The organism is Acerihabitans sp. (genome assembly GCF_036398755.1).
Lineage (GTDB): Bacteria > Pseudomonadota > Gammaproteobacteria > Enterobacterales > Enterobacteriaceae > Acerihabitans.
Genome location: NZ_DASWOM010000083.1, coordinates 24,612 through 42,066, shown reverse-complemented (window position 1 = coordinate 42,066; position 17,455 = coordinate 24,612). Strand labels below are relative to the sequence as shown.

Below are 17,455 nucleotides of genomic sequence, written 5' to 3'. Positions count from 1 at the left end.
TTCATGTCAGTCCGGCGATCGCCGGCATACCGTGCCATGCGGCGCGCGGTCGGGCGAAAACACCACGCCCGATCCGACCCCATCGGCACGCTGTCCCTTTAACCGGCCTGCCTGGCGGGCGGTGTAGGCGGGCATACCGTGCCGCCGCGCCGGTTGTCCGGTTAAGGTGGGGATTTACCGCGTTTTTTTCTAAATATTTACCTCCCGCTGCCGATAGTCCCTAAGCGCGAATACGTTGGCCTCAGTTGACCAGAAGGATAACCGTTGCCCTGTCGTTGGCGCTTCCGGAAAACTGCTTAATGCCATGGGACTTGATAACAGATGAATGCATTGCGCAATAGCCCCTTAAGATTTATCCGCCAATTTGAGTTTGGCGACGATCTGCTGTTAGACGCGGTCTGTCTGATGCTGGGCAATCCTTTTTTAACGCAGGCGGCGCTGGCTCGAGAATTTAACCTTAGCTTTATCCAGTCGGATGTATTATTTAACGAATTGATTGATATCAATAAGTATCTTAAAACCAATTATTACGCCATGTCGTATGTCACCAATAATAAAATCGCCGATGCCGTAAGGCTTTGGGTTAGCCATCATCGTGCGCAAGACTGCGCGGCGTCTAAACTGGATGCGCAGATTTACCATAAACTGATTGATCTGGCGCCGATTTTTTTTGAAAAACGCCAAGAGCTGGTCTTTACCGATGGCTACGGTTCCTATTCTCAGTTTAATAAAGATACGGAAATCATGTTGATGGTGAACGGCGTGTTAAGTAAAATCCTGGAACCTTATCAGAAGGTTGTTCTGGACCCTGTTTCGGTGAAAGCATTCATTCTGGAGCAGGTTAACGTTATGCGCGATGTGGCGGCGATATCCGGCGATGATTTTGATATCAGGGCCATGGTGATCAATGCGGGCTGGAATGTTAACCTTATTACGCCGGAGCGGGTCATTATCGCCGATAAGCGTGGTTGTAAAGCGGCGATTACCCGTATCAATAAAACCCTGCCGACGAATACGCTGCAAAAAAGCAAAATTGACTACGGCTGCGATATTTCAGTCTATATTGACAATGCCATGTCACTGCAGGACGATTTTTATGTTAACTGTAGCTCGGAAGTCTTCAACACCAGGGAATTCTCTAAGATAAGAATATAAAGCAGCGGGCGATGGCAATAAAACCGAGTCAAAGACCTGGGTTTCGTCCGGCTTTCACGTCCCGTCCGCCCCAGGGGATATAAAAAAATGCTAACGTCGCTTATATATATTGGCCTTGGTTACCCGGAGATGCATTGGCGTCGCCCGGGTCACTGGGGTTTTTGCCCGGGGTCCGGGGACATGATGATGATATCAGCTGCGATCAGCGACCCGGATTACGCCCCGTGGGCGATATCCTGCGGATTACGGTGCGATTGGCAGCCGTCTTGCCTGGCGCCAGGGGGATTTTTCGTCCTGCCGGCCAGGTAGCCATTTTGGAAAATACACATCCGGATGGTATTGCGGTATTCGCCGTTGACGAAATATTCTTTCAGCAACAGGCCCTCGACCTTGAAACCCAGCTTGCCGTAGATATGGATGGCCTTTTCGTTTTCCTCATCCACGATCAGGTACAGCTTATGCAGGTTAAGCACCATAAATCCGTAGTTCATGGCCAGCTGCGCGGCGATGCCGGCATAGCCGCGGCCCTGGTGGGCCGGGTCGACCAGGATCTGGAACTCGGCGCGGCGGTGGATGTGATTGATTTCCACCAGCTCCACCAGGCCGATGCCCACCCCTTCCTTATCAATGATAAACCGCCGTTCGCTTTGGTCATGGATATGCTTGTCATAAAGGTCGTTTAGTTCGACAAACGCCTCATAAGGTTCCTCGAACCAATAACGCATGACGGTTTCATTATTATCCAGCTGGTGAACGAAATGCAGGTCTTCCCGTTCCAAAGGTCGCAGCTTGATATTATAGCTATGAGAAATTTCATTTTCCACAATCATGATATTTACCAAGGATTATTTTATATATCTAGTAATTAAATAATTATATTATAAGTTAATTAATGGCTGGTGGATTTCGATACGACATTCATGACCAGCACGCCGCCGATAATCATAAACATGCCTACTATTGCGTAGATGTCGAGTTTTTGATCAAAAAATAAGTAGCCGGAAACGGCAACAAATACAATGCCTAAGCTTGCCCAAACCGCATAGGCGACGCCCATCGGCATCGTTTTAAGCACCAGCGACAGCAATATAAAGGAAATACAATATCCGGTGACAACCACAATGGAAGGGTAAATTTTCGTAAAACCGGCCGAGGCTTTTAGCGAACTTGTGGCAATCACTTCAGAAATTATCGCGATGAGCAGATAAAGATAGGTCATAAGGTTATTCTATGGTTTTCAATAAGGTTACCGATATTAGCATAGCCCGCGGGAATAAGAAAATTGGCAATATTATGACAAATACGGTGAATAATCTCTGTAGTGGCTGTACTAACACGTACCTGTTACGGGTTATATTACCGGTTAGAGCTACGGGCGCAGCGGGGCGATCGCTGCGTCATGGCGCAGCCGTATTATCGCCCGTCGCGCCGTCGCCCGCGACACCACCGGCGATGCCGGCGGCACGCGCGCGCCGGGGGCACCGCCTTGAATCCGGCGCGCAACGTGCGCATTTTGCCAGGGTTCGGCCAATTGGTATGATAACTTTCCTGCCAAAAATGACAGGTTGATCACGGAACGCAATTAAACCCTCTTTCGCTCCTCATTATCCCTCATTTTTTGCCGATAGACCGTTACTTCTCTGCACGGATGGCTATGGTCATGAAAAAAATACTCCACTTACCCTTTATGGTTCAGCTGTTCAGCGGCTTTGCCATTATTATCGCCTTAATGCTTTGCCTGGGCGGCGTGTCGCTTTACCAGCTCAGCGCCAATAATGCCCATATCGACGCCTATCGCAACGACTGGCTGCCCGGTGTGCGCTACACGCTTGAGATGCGCGGTACCTTAGCCGAGTTGCGTTTACAGCAGGTGCAATACATCGCGTCCCCAACGGATGAAGACCGTGAAGGACATCGGGTGGAACTGATGCAGGCGGTGGCGAATTTCCTGCGCGCCCAGAATGCCTACCTGGCGCTGAAAACGCCTTTAAGCTCCACGCCGCTGTTTAGCCAGATCATGGCTAATTTCAATGAGTTCAGCCAGGCGAATGATAAAATGGTCGCGGCGATGTCGGAAAATGATGTCACCGGCGCCATCCGCATTAGCGGAGATACCTCGCGTAAATACCGTACCCAGCTGATGATCGATTTGGCCACCATGGTCGACCGGGAAGTCGGCGGCAGCCAGGAGGCGGCCAGGCAGGCGACCCAAGGCTATGAAATCGCGAAATATACCCTGCTGGGCCTTGCGCTGTTCGCCCTGCTGGTATCCGGCGTGCTGGCCACGATGATATCCCGCAACCTGTGGCGCCAACTGGGCGGCGAGCCGGCTTACGCCACCTCAATCATGCGTAAGATTGCCGCCGGCAACCTTACCACCGGCATCAAGCTTGGCGCCAAGGACAGCAGCAGCCTGCTGGCGGCGCTGAGCGCCATGAGCCAGCAGCTGCGGGGCACCATCAGCGGCATCGTCAGCGGCAGCGAATCCATCTCGGTGGCCTCCGGGCAAATCGCCCAGGGCAATACCGACCTGTCGCAGCGCACCGAAGAACAGGCGGCGTCGTTAATCCAGACCTCGGCCAATATGCAGCAACTGACGCAGACCGTGCATCACAATGCCGATAATGCCAAGGAAGCCAGCGAACTGGCGGTCGCCACGTCACGCACCGCCAGCCAGGGCGGTAAAATCGTGGCGGAAATGCTGACGCATATGCGCGACATTTCCCAAAGTTCGAAAAAAATCGTCAATATCATTTCGGTCATCGAAGGGATTGCTTTCCAGACCAATCTGCTGGCGCTTAACGCCGCCGTCGAGGCGGCGCGGGCCGGCACCCAGGGAAAAGGATTTGCCGTGGTGGCGAGCGAAGTACGCACGCTGGCGCAAAAGAGCGCCGACGCCGCCAAGGAAATCAAAGCGCTGATTGAGGGTACGGTGGAAAAAATTACCGCCGGGTCCGAACGGGCGGATAACGCCAGCAAGGCGATGACCGAAATTGTCGATTCGGTGGACAAGGTGGCCGCCATTATTCACGAAATCGCCACCGCCAGCAGCGAACAGCATATGGGTATCCAGGAAGTGGGGCAGGCAGTGGCCCAGATGGACCAGGTCACCCAGCAAAACGCCGCGCTGGTGGAGCAGGCCGCCGCCGCCGCCCGTTCGCTGACCGAACAGGGACAAGAGCTGCGCCGGGCGGTAAGTTTCTTCCAAACCGCCTGATAACGCCGCGGTGAAACGCGCCCGTGGATCAACACCGGCAACGGTATGGGTCCGCGGGCGTTTTGTTATCGTATGGTTTAACCGGCCTTGGCGCGCTTGGGCTTGCGTGAGACCAGTTCGCCGGCATTGGCCGGCAGGCGCAGCAGATCCAGCAGACCGAGCAGCGACATCAGGGTAATCAGCACGAAGGCCAGCCGATAGGCGATGCCCGGCAGATCCCCCAGCCCCAGCCATGGCGCCAGCTGTTCACCCAGGCGGATGCCTATGGCGCCGATGGTAATACCCATGCCGATGGATAACTGCACCGCGGTGCTGAACAGCGTATTGGCGTAGCTCATCTCGCTTTGCGGAATATCGGCAAACGCCAGGGTGCTGATGCCGGTAAACTGCATCGAGCGGCACAGGCCGCCGAAAAACAATACCGCAAGCGTCAGCCAGCCGGGCGTCTGCGGCGTCAGGAAGGCGCAGGCCAGCAGGGACAGCGCCGCCAGCGTGCCGTTAACCAGCAGTACCTTGCGAAAGCCGAAGTGGCGAATCAGCGGCGTGGTAGCCGGTTTCATCGCCAGGTTGCCGGCAAAAACCGCCAGTACCAGCGACCCGGCATGGAACGCATCCATGCCGAACCCGACCTGGAACAGCAGCGGCAGCAAGAAAGGCACCGCGCCTATCGCCATGCGGAACAGTGAGCCGCCGCCCATGGTGACGCGAAAGGTCTGCACCCGCAGAGAACCCAGGCGGATCATCGGCTGCCGGGCGCGCCGCAGGTGCCGTACGGTGACCGCAAGCGCCAGCACGCCCAATCCTAAAAACAGGATCATATACGGCCACGAGGCATCGTGGCGCCCGGTCAGTTCCAGGCCGTAGACCAGGCTGAGCATCGCCGCGCCGCTGGCGATAAACCCGAACACATCGAACGGCGCGCGCTCTGTGCGCGGCGGATTGGGAATAAGTTTCCAGGCGGCGATAATCGCCACCAGCCCCAGGGGCAGGTTGATAAAAAAGATCCAGCGCCAACTGGCGTAATCGGTAATGAAACCGCCCAGCGGCGGACCCAGGATCGGCGCCACCAGCGCCGGCCAGGTGAGGGTGGCGATGGCTTTGATTAACTGTGATTTGGGGGTGCTGCGCAATACCGCCAGCCGCCCGACCGGTACCATCAACGCGCCGCCCGCGCCTTGCAGGATACGCATCACCACGAACTGCGGCACAGTCTGCGTCAGGCCGCACAATACGGACGCCAGGGTAAAGATCGCCAGCGCCACGGTAAAGACCTGCCGCGATCCAAAACGATCGGCGATCCAGCCGCTGGCCGGGATCAGCACCGCCAGCGTCAATAAATAGGCGCTCATGCCGATATTCAGGTCCACCGGCGAGATGCCGAAGGTCAGGGCCATCTGCGGCAGCGCGGTGGCGATCACCGTACCGTCGATATACTCCATAAAAAACGCCCCGGCCACCAGCAGCGCCATGGCCGAAATACCCCTTGAGGCGGTCTCGTCCGGCGCGTCGGCCGCGCCGTTCTCGCCTAAGGGAGACGCCGGTTGTTTCTCGTTCGCCATCGCCTGTCCCAATCCTTACGCTATCAACTGTCGCCGGCCGGCCCGTCAGCCGCTGCCACCGGAAGATACCCGGACATTCGCCGGGAAAGTGATAATATTTTACCCTGCGCATAGAATTTGTCATACAAAAAATCATGCTGGTTTACAACTTGCCGTGCGCCGGTAGGGCGGGATTATCTAGCGGGTGGACTTGGGATTGATATCCGCCGCGCTCAGCCGGCTGTCCGGGGCTTCGCGGGCCGGGAGCGGATTGGCGGTGCGTTGGTTGCGTCCGCCGAAGGATTTGCCCACCATGACGATGGCCACCGCCAGGATGATAATGCCCAGCGCCACCCATTCCACCGGATTAAGCCGTTCGCCGGCAAACCCCATGCCGAGCAGCACCGCCACCACCGGATTCACATAGGCGTAGCTGGTGGCCAGCGCCGGACGGGCGTGGGAGAGCAGGTACATATAGGCGTTAATGGCGATAATAGAACCGAACACGATCAGATAGCCGATGGCCAGCAGTCCGGCGGTGTCCGGCATCCGGGACAGGCGCTCGCCGCTGAGCAGGCTGGCGATAAGCAATACCGCCCCCGCCACGATCATTTCCACCGCCCCGACCATCATGCCCTTGGGCAAATCAAGCCTTGAGCTCCAGATGGAACCGAACGCCCAGCTGACGGAAGCCACGATCACCAGCAGCGCGCCGAGCGGGTTGCCGGTCAGGTTGCCGCCGGTGTTGAGCAAAATAATGCCGACCAGGCCCAACATGATGCCAAACCATTCCAGGCGCGTGGCGCGCAAGCCCCAAAAACTGCCGAAACAGGCGGCGAACAGCGGTACCGTGGCGACAATCACCGCGGTAATGCCTGACGGCACCTGCATATGCTCGGCCACCGTCACCAGGCCGTTGCCAATCGCCAGCAGCAGGATGCCGATCATGCCCGCGTTAAGCGTCTGGCGCGGCGAAGGCAGGGCCTCGCCTTTCAGGCGCAGCAGGGCAAACAGCACGATGCCGGCAGTTAAAAAACGTACGCCGGCCATCAGCAGCGGTGGCCAGCTGGCTACCCCAACGCGGATAACGAAATAGGTCGATCCCCAGATGATATAAAGCGTAAAGAGCGCCAGGGCCAGCTTGAGTCCGTTGGAATCCCGTAATTGCATGTCACTGCCTTATGAAACTAAACCTTGGAATAATTAGTAAACCTTTTTTTATGCCGGTCAATGCATTTTTTTTCTCGTAATCACCCGGCAAACCAACGAAAATAGCCGGATAAAACCTTTGATTCAACGGCGGCGGGCCAACGGGACAGATATGGATAAATTTGATGAGCTGATACTGCAGGCGCTGGTGGAAAACGGCAGGCTGACCTACGCCGAGCTGGCGAGAAGGGTGAATCTCTCGCCGCCGGCGGTGGCGGAGCGGGTCGCCAAGCTTGAGGCGAAAAAAATCATCACCGGCTATCACGCCCACGTCAACCTGGAAAAACTGGGTCTGCCGATTACGTTTATCGTCGAGCTGCGGCTTAATCATAACCACTGGCAAAATACGCTGAAGATGCTGACCCGGATCCCCGAAATCCTCCAATGCTACCGGGTTACCGGCGAAGCCTGCGTTATTATCCGCGGCGCGGTCGGCGATATGGCGGCGATGGAAGCGTTTATCGAGCGGGTAAGCCAATTCGGCGCCACCAAGACCTCGATTATCCTTTCGGCGCCGGTGGAGCGCATCGCGCCGGAGCTGGTAAGCGAAACGTTAAAAAAAATGTGATAAGCATCACATAAAATTGACATGCTGTTTCATTATGCATAAACTACGAAAAAGTGTGATGAACATCACATTAACCGCAGAGCAATGTGAGGAATCAGCAATGAAAATTATACGCAAATTTAACAAATTTCTGCAACAACAGGCCAATATCCACACCCAGGCCGCAAAATTCAGTCTGTATTAAGGCATGGCGCTTTTGTCGGGGCGTCATCCGCTGTAGCTTGACCCCGGTTTTTTGATCAACAGGCGGCCCTTTTCAGGGCCGCCTGTTCATGGTCAAACCTGCGAATCTGAAGCGGGCATGATGGGTTTGCCAGCGGTCAAGGCGCGCGGCGCGGCGACGGCAAAGATACTATAGATGCGGCGACATAGACCGCCTTATCCCCAGCGCCTATCTTGAAAGCAAGTGCCAACTTGCGCAAGGAAACGGCCGTGAACACCCGCCAACCCGAACATGTTCTACCGCAAACGCCCGGGCAGTTCATCCTGTTCACCCTGCTAGCCGCCGCGAGCGCGTCGTTTGCCGCCTGGGGCAGCGCGGCGCTGTCGCTTGAGGTTTGGGTGATGTTCGCGGGGCTGATAAGCTGGTTCACCCGCCCGGCGTCATGGCGCGAAGGGGTGTGCGCCATAATCTGCCTGTGGCTGGGCATAGGGCTGGCGGCCGTTTCCCATCGGTTACTGTCTGCGCTGTCGCCGGCCATGGACGCGCTGGCCTTGCCATTGGTGGTATTTTTGGTGGCCGTCCTGATAGTCAGCCTGCGCACTACCCGTATCGTCGATAATACCCTGGCCTGGTTTCTCGGCATGGTGACATTCCATGCCGCCGGGCAGGAACCGACGCCCGAGGCGTTTACCGCTTTGTTCGGCGCATCCGCCATCGGCGGGCTCGCCGGGTTTGCTTGCCAGGCGCTGCATGGTCATTTGCGTATCGCCTGGTTCACCCCTTAGCGTAGTTCTATAATCTCATGCAGGCCGCTTAATATCGGCCCGCTGAGGATATTGTAGCCGTCGCGGTCAAACCCCTGCGCCACGGTGTTCAGGCCCGCCGCTTCCGCCAGGCTGGCTGCCGAACCCAAATAAAACCAATTGTTGACCACGTGGATTTGCCGCCGGTCGCCGCTGTGCTCCACCAGGCCGATGGCGCCGGGGTAGGGCCAGGAGACGATGCGCATCCGCTGCAGCGCGTCCAGCAGGCGCAACTGGTGCTCCTCCGGGCTTTCCTTGCCGCAGCAGGCGCCCGCGCAGCGTCCGAGATGGAACCGGAAGCAGGCGCGGCCGTGGCTAAGCCTTTCCAGGCCGAGCAGGCTGTAACAGAGCAATTCGCCGTCGCCGATATCCAGCAGGGTCTGCTGGGCGGAGCGGCGACTGGAAAACAGGCCGTATAAATCCGGCGTGCGGGCAAAATCGATCTCTTTGGCCGAGACGATGACGGGCACGCCGCCCGCCAGATGAATCGAGCACAGCTGACGGCTGCGCCGCAGCCGTTTATTGTGCAGTGGCTGGAGCGCCTTGATCATTTGCGCCTCCAGCAGCAGGGCGCCGATTTCGCCGGCGGTGAGATGGTAGCTGATGCGCCGCGACTGACGCAGCATGCGCGCTTCGCCGGCGGTGCGCAGGTGCGACATTACCCGGCTGCGGATATTCACGCTTTTGCCGATATACAACGGCATTACGTCGCTGTCGCTATGAAACACATATACGCCTGGCGCGGCGGGCAGGCCGTCGAGATACTGGCGCAGGTGCTCGGGATACTGATAAGCCTCGGTGGGGTCGAACTCCTTGCGGGCGGCGGACAAACGCTTATACACTGACCTGAACTCTTTTTACTGTTGTTTTATCCAGCATAACAGGTTATTTTTTATCGCGACAGCGCAAAATAACGCCTGATCATAATTTTATAAAGCAATCTGTGGATTAATACCGGTGAAGGTTATCATCCTCCTGCCGGTGCCGGGCCAGATGGCATTCCCGCAGCAGCGCGCCGTCGGACAGAATTGTCGCCGTTGGACCATGGGCCGCGAGACGCCCCTCGCGCAGCACAAAACACCAATCCGCAATATCCGGAACAATGGCCAGATCGTGCGTGGCGGTGATAAGCGTATGCCCGCGGCTGTCGCGCAGGAATCGCAGCATATTGCCCTGGCTTAACGGGTCCAGGCCGCCACAGGGTTCGTCAAGCAATAACACCTCGGGCTCGATAATCAAAACCGACGCCAGGGCGACGCGTTTTTTCTCGCCGCCGGACAAACGGTGGGGCGACCGGTGGCGCAGGTGCGCGATGCCGAACTGTTCCAGCAACGCGTCGATACGCCCGGCGATGCGCGGTTTATCCCAGCCCAGTTGCAGGGGGCCGAACGCCAGTTCGTCATAGACCGTCGGGTTGAACAATTGCACATCGGAATTCTGGAACACCAGTCCGACCCTGCGCCTGAAAGCATAGGCCTCCTCGTCCCCGCGCAGGGCGTTTTCATCGAGTTCCCGGCCGAACGCGCGCAGGCGCCCGGCGTTGGGGAAATACAGCCCGTCCAGCACGCGCAGCAGGGTGGATTTGCCCGAGCCGTTGGCGCCGAGCAGGGCAATGCGCTGGCCCGCCTGAACCTGGAACGTGATCTCCCGCAGCGCGGGCACCGACTGATAGGCGTAACCCACCTGCTGTAAGTCATAGACCGGCGGGGTGTTCAACGGCGGGGTGGGGTGCGTTCGCATGGCTTGTGTTTCCAAGGCGTCATTCAGGGTAACCGCAGCCACTGGCAGCCGAAACCGGCCAGCACCAGCAGCATAAACACCGGCAGCGCGCGCCAGTCGCGTTTTTGCAAACGCAAATCGTCCATCAGCCTGATATCGCCGCGAAAGCCGCGCGACAGCATGGCCAGATGCACCTCCTGGCTGAGATACAAAGAACGCTCCAGCAGGCTGCCGGCGGCGTTGACCGCCAGCCGGCGGCGCTCGCCGGCCGGCAGGGGGCCGACCATCCGGCTGGCGCGCGCATCAAACAGGGCAATCGCGCTGCCGAGCAGGACAAAAATATAACGATGGGTCATGCCGAGGATCATCACCACCGCTTTAGGCACCCGCAGCGATCGCAAAGCCTTGAGCAGCAGGGGCCAGGGGGTGGTCAAAACCAGCAGCAGCGTCAGGGTCGCCGACGTTTCCGCCCGGCCGACCAGCAGCAAAGCCACGCGCAACCCCTGCCCGGTGACGGTAATCGGCGTGAAGGGCAGGGTAAAAAGCGGCGCGCCGGGCACCATAAACAGCGCCGGCAGCGCCAGTACGCCGGTGAACAGCAGCACGCCGAGCCATACCTGTCGCAGCAGCCGGGCCAGCGATATCGCCGACCGCCGCGCCATGACCGCCGCCGCAAGCAGCAGGCCGGCCAGAGCCAGCAGCGAATGCACGGCGACGGCGGTCATTATCAGCGCGCCCAGGCCCATCAGCTTAACGCGCGGATCCAGCTGTTGCAGCCATCCCCGCCGATCGGCCATGGCCTGCGCGTCATCGGCATGCGCCATGGCCGCCAGCAGGCCCGCCAGCAGGCGCGCGACAAAGTGCCGGCTTCCCGGCGCGCGCCGGCGGCTGAAGGACGGTTCGCGCACCCTCAGCGCTGACCCGATTGCGGACGCCAGGCGGCGGTGCGCTTGAGGCGCGCCAGCAGATAAAACGCCAGCAGGATCATCCCGCTGCCCATAATGGCCGACAGCACATAGCCGAGGCGGGCGTTTTGCATAAATGACGGGGCGTAGGCCGGCATGGGCGCGGACCACAGCGCCTGCAGGCGCATCATGCCCGCCGGAACGCCCGGCGGCGGCGCGATATTGCCCGAGGCGCGGGTGATGCCGGCCCTGGCGCCGGCGTCATGGAAATCGGCGGCGCCCCATTCACCCCAGGCGGTGCCGGCGGCCAGCAGGCCAAGCGGGCTTAATATCATCACCATCGCCATGCCGAGCCACAGCGAGCGCACCGGCCGCCAGCCGGAAAGGCGCGCCGGCGCCGGCGCGTCGCCCGCGGCGGTGGCGCGCAGCAGGTCGGGATTGGCTTTCTGCAGATAGGCGACGATGCCGCCGGTCACCACGGCCTCCGCCAGTCCGGCGAAGGTCAGATGGCCCAGCAGCATGGCGGGCACCGCCACCGCCAGCGGATAGGGCGCATACAGCGGCGCACCGGCGGCGTCGGTGAACAGCAGCGGCTGGATGCCGAATTCCACCGCCGCCAGCAGCGCGGCGATATTAATGGCGCAGTAGCCGGCCACCGTGGCCGCCACCACCCGCCGCCTGGCGGTAATGGCCGAACCGGCGGCAATCAGGCGGTAGAGGCCGTAGGCGGCCAGCGGACCGACAATGGCCATATTCAGGCAGTTGGCGCCCAACGCGGTAATACCGCCGTCGCCGAAGAATACCGCCTGGATAAACAACGCCATCGAGACGGCCAGTATCGCAGCCCAGGGTCCCAGCACGATGGCCGCCACCGCCATGCCCACCGCGTGGCCGGTGGTGCCGCCCGGCAGGGGCAGGTTAAACATCATAATGACAAAGCAAAAGGCCGACACTACCGCCAGCAACGGCACCAGACGGGTATGCAGCAGGCTTTGCACGCGTTTTTGCGCCACCCACCAGAACGGGGCGGCGATCAGGAAGGCAACGGCGCAGGTGGACGGGCTGAGATAACCATCGGGGATATGCATCGGACAACCCTTTAATTCAGGCCGCGCGCATCGCACCGCGCGGCGAACGGGCAAAACTGGGTGGGAATCAGTATGCCTTCGCGATTCATACTTTTCCAGAAAAAATCATACCGGATCATTGATCGGGCGCAATTAACAATCCGATAGGCTACAGGCGCATTGGCAAGCTTGGCGTCCCTGGCCAAAACCCGCCGGTCGTCCTATGCGTGTTTATGCGGATGCCGGTGAACATGAGGGTGATCGCCCGCGGGGCTATGCTCGGCCGGCATAGCGGCGCCGACCGGGGGGCTTTCGGCGTCGCCCGCGGCGGGGGCATCCAGCGGAATCAGGTTTATGCTGCCGTGGCGCACTCCGGTCTGGGCAATCACCGACTGGGCAAAGTCGGTCAAGATGCCCAGCGGGCCGCGCAGGATGGCGGTCTCGACACATTCGTCATGGCTGAGATGGGCGTGCATGGTGGAGACGGTCAGCTCATGGTGGTGGTGCTGCAGCTCGGTCAGGCGCGTGGCGAGCTGCCGCTGATGATGATCGTAAACGTAGCTGAGCACCGCGATAAACGGCGCCTCGGGATCGGCGGTGGCCGCCTGCTGGCCCAGGTCGCGCCGCAGCATATCGCGGAACGCCTCCGAGCGGCTGCTGTAGCCGCGCAGGCGCATCAGTTCGTCCAGCTCGGCCGACAGCCGATCGTCAAGGGAAATGGTTAATCGCTGCATGGGACATCCCGGCAATGTGGCAAAAATGTAGTGTGAAACATTTTTGCGATAAAGCATAGGGCCGGTACGCCAGGGAGATCACGGAACATGCCAATCCAAAACCGCCGCTTGACGGTCTTCTCGCGCCGCGGCTTCTTTTTCCTGTTATTTGCCGAAAAAGACGTTTTCCCGATTTTTATTACATTGCGGCAAGCCTCAGATAGTCACCAGCCCGCGCACTCCCTCGGTTTCCATATCGACGCCCCTGCCGCGCTGCACTATCTGTCCGCGCGACATCACCAGATAATTGTCCGCCAGGGCGGCGGCAAAATCATAAAACTGCTCCACCAGCAGGATCGCCATATCGCCGCGCGCCGCCAGGGTCTTGATCACCACGCCAATCTCTTTGATAACCGACGGCTGGATGCCTTCGGTGGGCTCGTCGAGGATCAGCAACTGCGGCTGGCAGGCCAGCGCGCGCGCAATGGCCAACTGCTGTTGCTGGCCGCCGGACAGATCGCCGCCGCGCCGGTTTTTCATCTGCGCCAGTACCGGGAACAGCTCATAGACCGAGCCGGGCGGCTGTTTGGCGCGCGCGCCGGAAAACCGCGACAGGCCCAGCAGGATATTCTCTTCCACCGTCATGCGCGGGAAGATTTCCCGGCCCTGGGGGACATAAGCGATGCCCGCCTGTACGCGCTGGTGGGGACGCCGTTGATTGATAAGCTCACCCTGCCAGCGGATGCGGCCGGTTTTTGCCGGCAGCAGGCCCATCAGGCATTTCAGCAACGTGGTTTTGCCCACGCCGTTGCGCCCGAGCAGGCAGGTCACCTCCCCGATCCGCGCCTCGAACGACAGGCCGCGCAGGATATGGCTGCCGCCGTAAAACTGGTTTAACTCTTCCACCTGTAGCATCCCGTTTCCCCTGCGGTCATCGCCCCAAATAGACTTCAATCACCTGTTCGTTGGCCTGCACCTCGCGCAGGGATCCCTCGGCCAGCACCTGGCCCTGGTGCAGCACGGTGACGTGATCGGCTATGGTTTCCACAAATCCCATATCATGTTCCACCACCATCAGCGAATGTTTACCCGCCAGCGAGCGGAACAGCTCGGCGGTATAGGCGGTTTCGGCGTCGGTCATGCCGGCGGCCGGCTCGTCGAGCAGCAGCAGATGCGGATCCTGCACCAGCAGCATACCGATTTCGAGAAACTGCTTCTGGCCGTGGGACAGCAGGCCGGCCGGACGCTGGCGCAGCGGGCCGAGACGCAGCGTGGCGAGCATGGCGTCAATGCGATCGCGCTGTTCCTCGCTGAGCTTATTGCGCAGGCAGGCCCAGACCGATTTATCGGTTTTCAGCGCCAGCTCCAGGTTTTCAAATACCGTTAAGGCCTCGAACACCGTCGGCTTCTGGAATTTACGGCCGATGCCGGCCTGGGCGATTTGCACCGGGCTTAGCCTGGTCAGGTCGGTATGCTGATCGTAAACGGCGGCGCCGCTCTGCGGACGGGTTTTGCCGGTGATGACATCCATCAGGGTGGTTTTACCCGCGCCGTTGGGTCCGATAACACAACGCAGCTCGCCCACGCCTATCTGCAGCGACAGATCGGTCAGGGCGCGGAACCCGTCGAAGCTGACGTTGATGTTGGTAAGCGTCAGCACCGGATCGCGCCGCAGGCGGTGGATATCGGCGGGATAGGTCTGCGTCAGCAGCGCGTTCGGCGTGGCGTTCATCCATTCCTCCGTTTGCGCAGCAGGCCGATAACCCCCTGCGGCAGCGCCAGCGTCACCAGGATAAACATCAGTCCCAGGAACAATTGCCAGTACTCCGGCATGGCCATGGTAAACCAGCTTTTGGCGCCGTTGACGATACCGGCGCCGAGCAGCGGCCCCACCAGCGTGCCGCGGCCGCCAAGCGCCACCCAGATGGCGGCCTCGATGGAATTGGTGGGCGACATTTCACCCGGATTGATAATGCCCACCTGCGGTACATACAGCGCGCCCGCCAGGCCGCACAGCACCGCCGACAGCGTCCAGACAAACAGCTTGAACCCCCTGGGGTCGTAGCCGCAGAAGATCAGCCGGTTTTCCGCATCGCGCACCGCGGTCAGCACCCGGCCGAATTTGCTGCGCGCCAGGGCGAAGCCCAGCAGCAGGCTCGCCGCCAGCAGCGCCACGGTGGCCAGGAACAGGCCCACCCGGGTGGAGGTGGCGGTGACCTGGAATCCCAACAGGGTGGTAAAGCCGGTGAAGCCGTTATTGCCGCCAAAGCCGGTTTCGTTGCGAAAGAACAACAGCATTGCGGCGTAGGTCAGCGCCTGGGTCATAATGGAAAAATAGACCCCTTTGATTTTGGAGCGAAAGGAAAAGTAGCCGAAAACGAACGCCAGCAGGCCGGGGGCCAGCATAATCAGACACAGCGCCCAGGCGAAGTGCTGGGTGCCGGCCCAGAACCAGGGCAGTTCGTTCCAGGATAAGAAGGACATAAACGCCGGCAGCCCGTCTCCCGCCGCCTGGCGCATCAGGTACATGCCCATGGCGTAGCCGCCGAGGGCGAAAAACAGCCCATGCCCGAGGGACAGCAGCCCGGCATAGCCCCAGACCAGATCCAGGGCAATGGCCACCACGGCGTAGCACAGGATCTTGCCCACCAGCGTCAGGGTATAGGTGGAGATATTCAGCGGATTGGCCACCGGCAGCAGGGCCAGCAGCGGCAGGATAACCAGCGCGATAAAGGCCAGCGCGCCCAGGGCCATGGCGGTGCGGGGCGCCCTTTGCAGGCCGGTGAGGGTTAAGGGTTGGCTCATCAGTCGATTACCCGGCCTTTGACGGCGAACAGCCCCTGCGGACGTTTTTGGATAAACAGCACGATGAGCGCCAGGATCAGGATCTTGCCCAGCACGGCGCCGATTTCAGGCTCGAGGATTTTATTGACGATGCCAAGCCCGAACGCCGCCACCACGGTGCCCGCCAGTTGGCCGACGCCGCCCAGCACCACCACCAGGAACGAATCGATAATATAGCCTTGCCCAAGCTCGGGACCCACGTTGCCCAACTGGGACAATGCCACGCCGCCCAGGCCGGCAATGCCGGAACCCAGGCCGAAGGCCAGCATGTCCACCCGGCCGGTGGGCACGCCGCAACAGGCGGCCATGGCCCGGTTCTGGGTTACCGCGCGGATATTCATGCCAAGGCGGGTTTTATTCAGCAACAGCCAGCACAGCGCCAGCACGCACAGCACGAACACGATGACCGCCAGGCGGTTGTAGGGCAGCACCAGGTTGGGCAGCAGCTGGATGCCGCCGGAGAGCCAGCCGGGGTTGGCGACGCTGACGTTTTGCGCGCCGAACAGCATGCGCACCCCCTGGATCAGCACCAGGCTGATGCCCCAGGTCGCCAGCAGGGTTTCCAGCGGGCGGCCGTATAAATGACGGATCACGCTGCGTTCAAGCAGCATGCCGATGACGCCGGTCACGGCGAAGGCCACCGGCAGGGCCGCCAGCGGATAAAACGGCAGCAGCGCCGGCGCGTAGTGTTCCATCAGCTGTTGTACCAGATATGTGGAATAGGCGCCCAGCATCAGCATCTCGCCGTGCGCCATGTTAATCACCCCCAGCAGGCCATAGGTAATGGCCAGGCCCAGCGCCGCCAGCAGCAGTATCGAGCCGAGCGACAGGCCGGTAAACGCCTGCCCGAGCATATCGCCGATCATCAGCCTGTGCTGCACCTGTTTGAGGCTGTTTAGCGCCGCCGCGCGCACCTGGGCTTCGGGTTCGGTATTTTCCCGCGTCAGCGCCTGCAGGCGAACCTGAACATCGGGATCGCCCGATTCGCCCAGCAGCGTAACCGCCTGTAGACGCACCTCGGGACGCGGATCGCCCAACTGTAGATTGGCCAGCGCAATCAATAACGCGCCGTGTACCGCCGGGTCTTTTTCCTGCGGCAGCCGGGCCAGCAGCAGCGGCAGCTGATCGGCCTGTGCTTCGCGCTGGAGCGCGTCGGCCGCCTGTAGTCTTACCCCGGCATCGTCGCTGACCAACTGATGGACGGACAGGGCATTGGCGATAAGATTGCGCAGGCGGTTATTAAGCCAGATTTTTTTGACGCCGCCGGTGGGCGCGGCGTCGCCTTCCATCGGCGTCAGCGTGGCGCCTTGCTGGACAAAGGGTTTGCCGGCCTCGTCGAGAACCATGGTTTCCTGGCGCAACGCCTGCAACAGCGGCAGGCGGGAGGCATCCGGCGCGCTTGACCACGCCTGGAGCAGTTTCGCCTGATCGGCGCGGCTGGCCGCCGCAAAGTCGGCGGCGGGACCGGCCAGGGCCAAGACCGGCAGGCATAGGACCAAGCCCAGGCTAAACCGTAGAAAAAAAGCGTATAATACAGAAAGATAACCCATATTT

General features: G+C 60.0%; 16 protein-coding genes and 1 pseudogene. 4 read left to right on the top strand and 13 right to left on the bottom strand.

The window, feature by feature from the left end:
* The first annotated feature begins 321 nt into the window (after positions 1–321).
* Positions 322–1,155: a hypothetical protein gene (locus tag VGC33_RS13570; RefSeq protein WP_331121293.1), complete on the top strand. Its 834-nt coding sequence runs from the start codon at positions 322–324 to the stop codon at positions 1,153–1,155.
* Between the two features lie 215 nt (positions 1,156–1,370).
* Here VGC33_RS13570 and speG read toward each other — a convergent pair whose 3' ends face one another.
* Together speG and VGC33_RS13560 are read right to left on the bottom strand one after the other, a co-directional pair.
* On the bottom strand, positions 1,371–1,985 hold the full coding sequence (gene speG, locus VGC33_RS13565; RefSeq protein WP_414636932.1) for a spermidine N1-acetyltransferase: 615 nt from the start codon (positions 1,983–1,985) through the stop codon (positions 1,371–1,373).
* Positions 1,986–2,044: 59 nt separating this feature from the next.
* Complete coding sequence (locus VGC33_RS13560) at positions 2,045–2,374, bottom strand: DMT family transporter (protein WP_331121292.1); 330 nt, start codon at positions 2,372–2,374, stop codon at positions 2,045–2,047.
* 441 nt (positions 2,375–2,815) lie between these two features.
* On the opposite strand from VGC33_RS13560, the gene VGC33_RS13555 reads away from it, so the two are divergent.
* The gene (locus VGC33_RS13555) at positions 2,816–4,372 is read left to right on the top strand and encodes a methyl-accepting chemotaxis protein (protein WP_331121291.1); all 1,557 of its coding nucleotides are present in this window, start codon (positions 2,816–2,818) and stop codon (positions 4,370–4,372) included.
* Between the two features lie 77 nt (positions 4,373–4,449).
* Here VGC33_RS13555 and VGC33_RS13550 read toward each other — a convergent pair whose 3' ends face one another.
* Together VGC33_RS13550 and yedA are read right to left on the bottom strand one after the other, a co-directional pair.
* The gene (locus tag VGC33_RS13550) at positions 4,450–5,841 is read right to left on the bottom strand and encodes an MFS transporter (RefSeq protein ID WP_331121333.1); all 1,392 of its coding nucleotides are present in this window, start codon (positions 5,839–5,841) and stop codon (positions 4,450–4,452) included.
* A 267-nt stretch (positions 5,842–6,108) separates the two neighbouring features.
* A complete protein-coding gene (yedA, locus tag VGC33_RS13545; RefSeq protein ID WP_331121290.1) occupies positions 6,109–7,080 on the bottom strand; it encodes a drug/metabolite exporter YedA in 972 nt (323 codons plus the stop codon).
* A 151-nt stretch (positions 7,081–7,231) separates the two neighbouring features.
* Between yedA and VGC33_RS13540 the strand changes: the two genes are divergently transcribed.
* On the top strand, positions 7,232–7,687 hold the full coding sequence (locus VGC33_RS13540; RefSeq protein ID WP_331121289.1) for an Lrp/AsnC family transcriptional regulator: 456 nt from the start codon (positions 7,232–7,234) through the stop codon (positions 7,685–7,687).
* Between the two features lie 432 nt (positions 7,688–8,119).
* Entirely contained in the window at positions 8,120–8,635 is a 516-nt protein-coding gene (locus VGC33_RS13535; RefSeq protein WP_331121288.1) for a DUF1097 domain-containing protein, read from the top strand.
* On the opposite strand, the gene cho is transcribed toward VGC33_RS13535, so the two are convergent.
* From cho to urtB, 9 genes and pseudogenes are all read right to left on the bottom strand, one after another.
* Positions 8,632–9,495, bottom strand: a complete 864-nt coding sequence (gene cho, locus VGC33_RS13530; protein WP_331121287.1) for an excinuclease Cho — start codon at positions 9,493–9,495, stop codon at positions 8,632–8,634. The genes VGC33_RS13535 and cho overlap by 4 nt on opposite strands.
* 106 nt (positions 9,496–9,601) lie before the next feature.
* Positions 9,602–10,393 carry an energy-coupling factor ABC transporter ATP-binding protein gene (locus VGC33_RS13525; RefSeq protein ID WP_331121286.1) on the bottom strand — a complete coding sequence of 264 codons (792 nt, stop codon included), beginning with the start codon at positions 10,391–10,393 and terminating at the stop codon, positions 9,602–9,604.
* Positions 10,394–10,416: 23 nt separating this feature from the next.
* Complete coding sequence (gene cbiQ, locus VGC33_RS13520) at positions 10,417–11,280, bottom strand: cobalt ECF transporter T component CbiQ (protein ID WP_331121285.1); 864 nt, start codon at positions 11,278–11,280, stop codon at positions 10,417–10,419.
* Positions 11,281–11,282: 2 nt separating this feature from the next.
* A complete protein-coding gene (gene cbiM, locus VGC33_RS13515; protein WP_331121284.1) occupies positions 11,283–12,365 on the bottom strand; it encodes a cobalt transporter CbiM in 1,083 nt (360 codons plus the stop codon).
* Between the two features lie 314 nt (positions 12,366–12,679).
* Positions 12,680–13,078: pseudogene (gene nikR / locus VGC33_RS13510) on the bottom strand (nickel-responsive transcriptional regulator NikR); the annotation flags it as partial.
* Positions 13,079–13,273: 195 nt separating this feature from the next.
* Entirely contained in the window at positions 13,274–13,972 is a 699-nt protein-coding gene (urtE, locus tag VGC33_RS13505) for an urea ABC transporter ATP-binding subunit UrtE (RefSeq protein WP_331121283.1), read from the bottom strand.
* Between the two features lie 16 nt (positions 13,973–13,988).
* Positions 13,989–14,789: an urea ABC transporter ATP-binding protein UrtD gene (urtD, locus tag VGC33_RS13500; protein WP_331121282.1), complete on the bottom strand. Its 801-nt coding sequence runs from the start codon at positions 14,787–14,789 to the stop codon at positions 13,989–13,991.
* Positions 14,786–15,862, bottom strand: a complete 1,077-nt coding sequence (gene urtC, locus VGC33_RS13495; RefSeq protein ID WP_331121281.1) for an urea ABC transporter permease subunit UrtC — start codon at positions 15,860–15,862, stop codon at positions 14,786–14,788. Before urtC ends, urtD begins: the two co-directional genes overlap by 4 nt.
* On the bottom strand, positions 15,862–17,451 hold the full coding sequence (gene urtB / locus VGC33_RS13490; RefSeq protein ID WP_331121280.1) for an urea ABC transporter permease subunit UrtB: 1,590 nt from the start codon (positions 17,449–17,451) through the stop codon (positions 15,862–15,864). Before urtB ends, urtC begins: the two co-directional genes overlap by 1 nt.
* Positions 17,452–17,455 lie beyond the last annotated feature (4 nt).

Coding starts and splice junctions, on each gene's coding strand:
- VGC33_RS13570 (WP_331121293.1), top strand. CDS start 322: ATGAATGCATTGCGCAATAGCCCCTTAAGATTTATCCGCCAATTTGAG.
- speG (WP_414636932.1), bottom strand. CDS start 1,985: ATGATTGTGGAAAATGAAATTTCTCATAGCTATAATATCAAGCTGCGA.
- VGC33_RS13560 (WP_331121292.1), bottom strand. CDS start 2,374: ATGACCTATCTTTATCTGCTCATCGCGATAATTTCTGAAGTGATTGCC.
- VGC33_RS13555 (WP_331121291.1), top strand. CDS start 2,816: ATGAAAAAAATACTCCACTTACCCTTTATGGTTCAGCTGTTCAGCGGC.
- VGC33_RS13550 (WP_331121333.1), bottom strand. CDS start 5,841: ATGGCGCTGCTGGTGGCCGGGGCGTTTTTTATGGAGTATATCGACGGT.
- yedA (WP_331121290.1), bottom strand. CDS start 7,080: ATGCAATTACGGGATTCCAACGGACTCAAGCTGGCCCTGGCGCTCTTT.
- VGC33_RS13540 (WP_331121289.1), top strand. CDS start 7,232: ATGGATAAATTTGATGAGCTGATACTGCAGGCGCTGGTGGAAAACGGC.
- VGC33_RS13525 (WP_331121286.1), bottom strand. CDS start 10,393: ATGCGAACGCACCCCACCCCGCCGTTGAACACCCCGCCGGTCTATGAC.
- cbiM (WP_331121284.1), bottom strand. CDS start 12,365: ATGCATATCCCCGATGGTTATCTCAGCCCGTCCACCTGCGCCGTTGCC.
- urtE (WP_331121283.1), bottom strand. CDS start 13,972: ATGCTACAGGTGGAAGAGTTAAACCAGTTTTACGGCGGCAGCCATATC.
- urtD (WP_331121282.1), bottom strand. CDS start 14,789: ATGAACGCCACGCCGAACGCGCTGCTGACGCAGACCTATCCCGCCGAT.
- urtC (WP_331121281.1), bottom strand. CDS start 15,862: ATGAGCCAACCCTTAACCCTCACCGGCCTGCAAAGGGCGCCCCGCACC.
- urtB (WP_331121280.1), bottom strand. CDS start 17,451: ATGGGTTATCTTTCTGTATTATACGCTTTTTTTCTACGGTTTAGCCTG.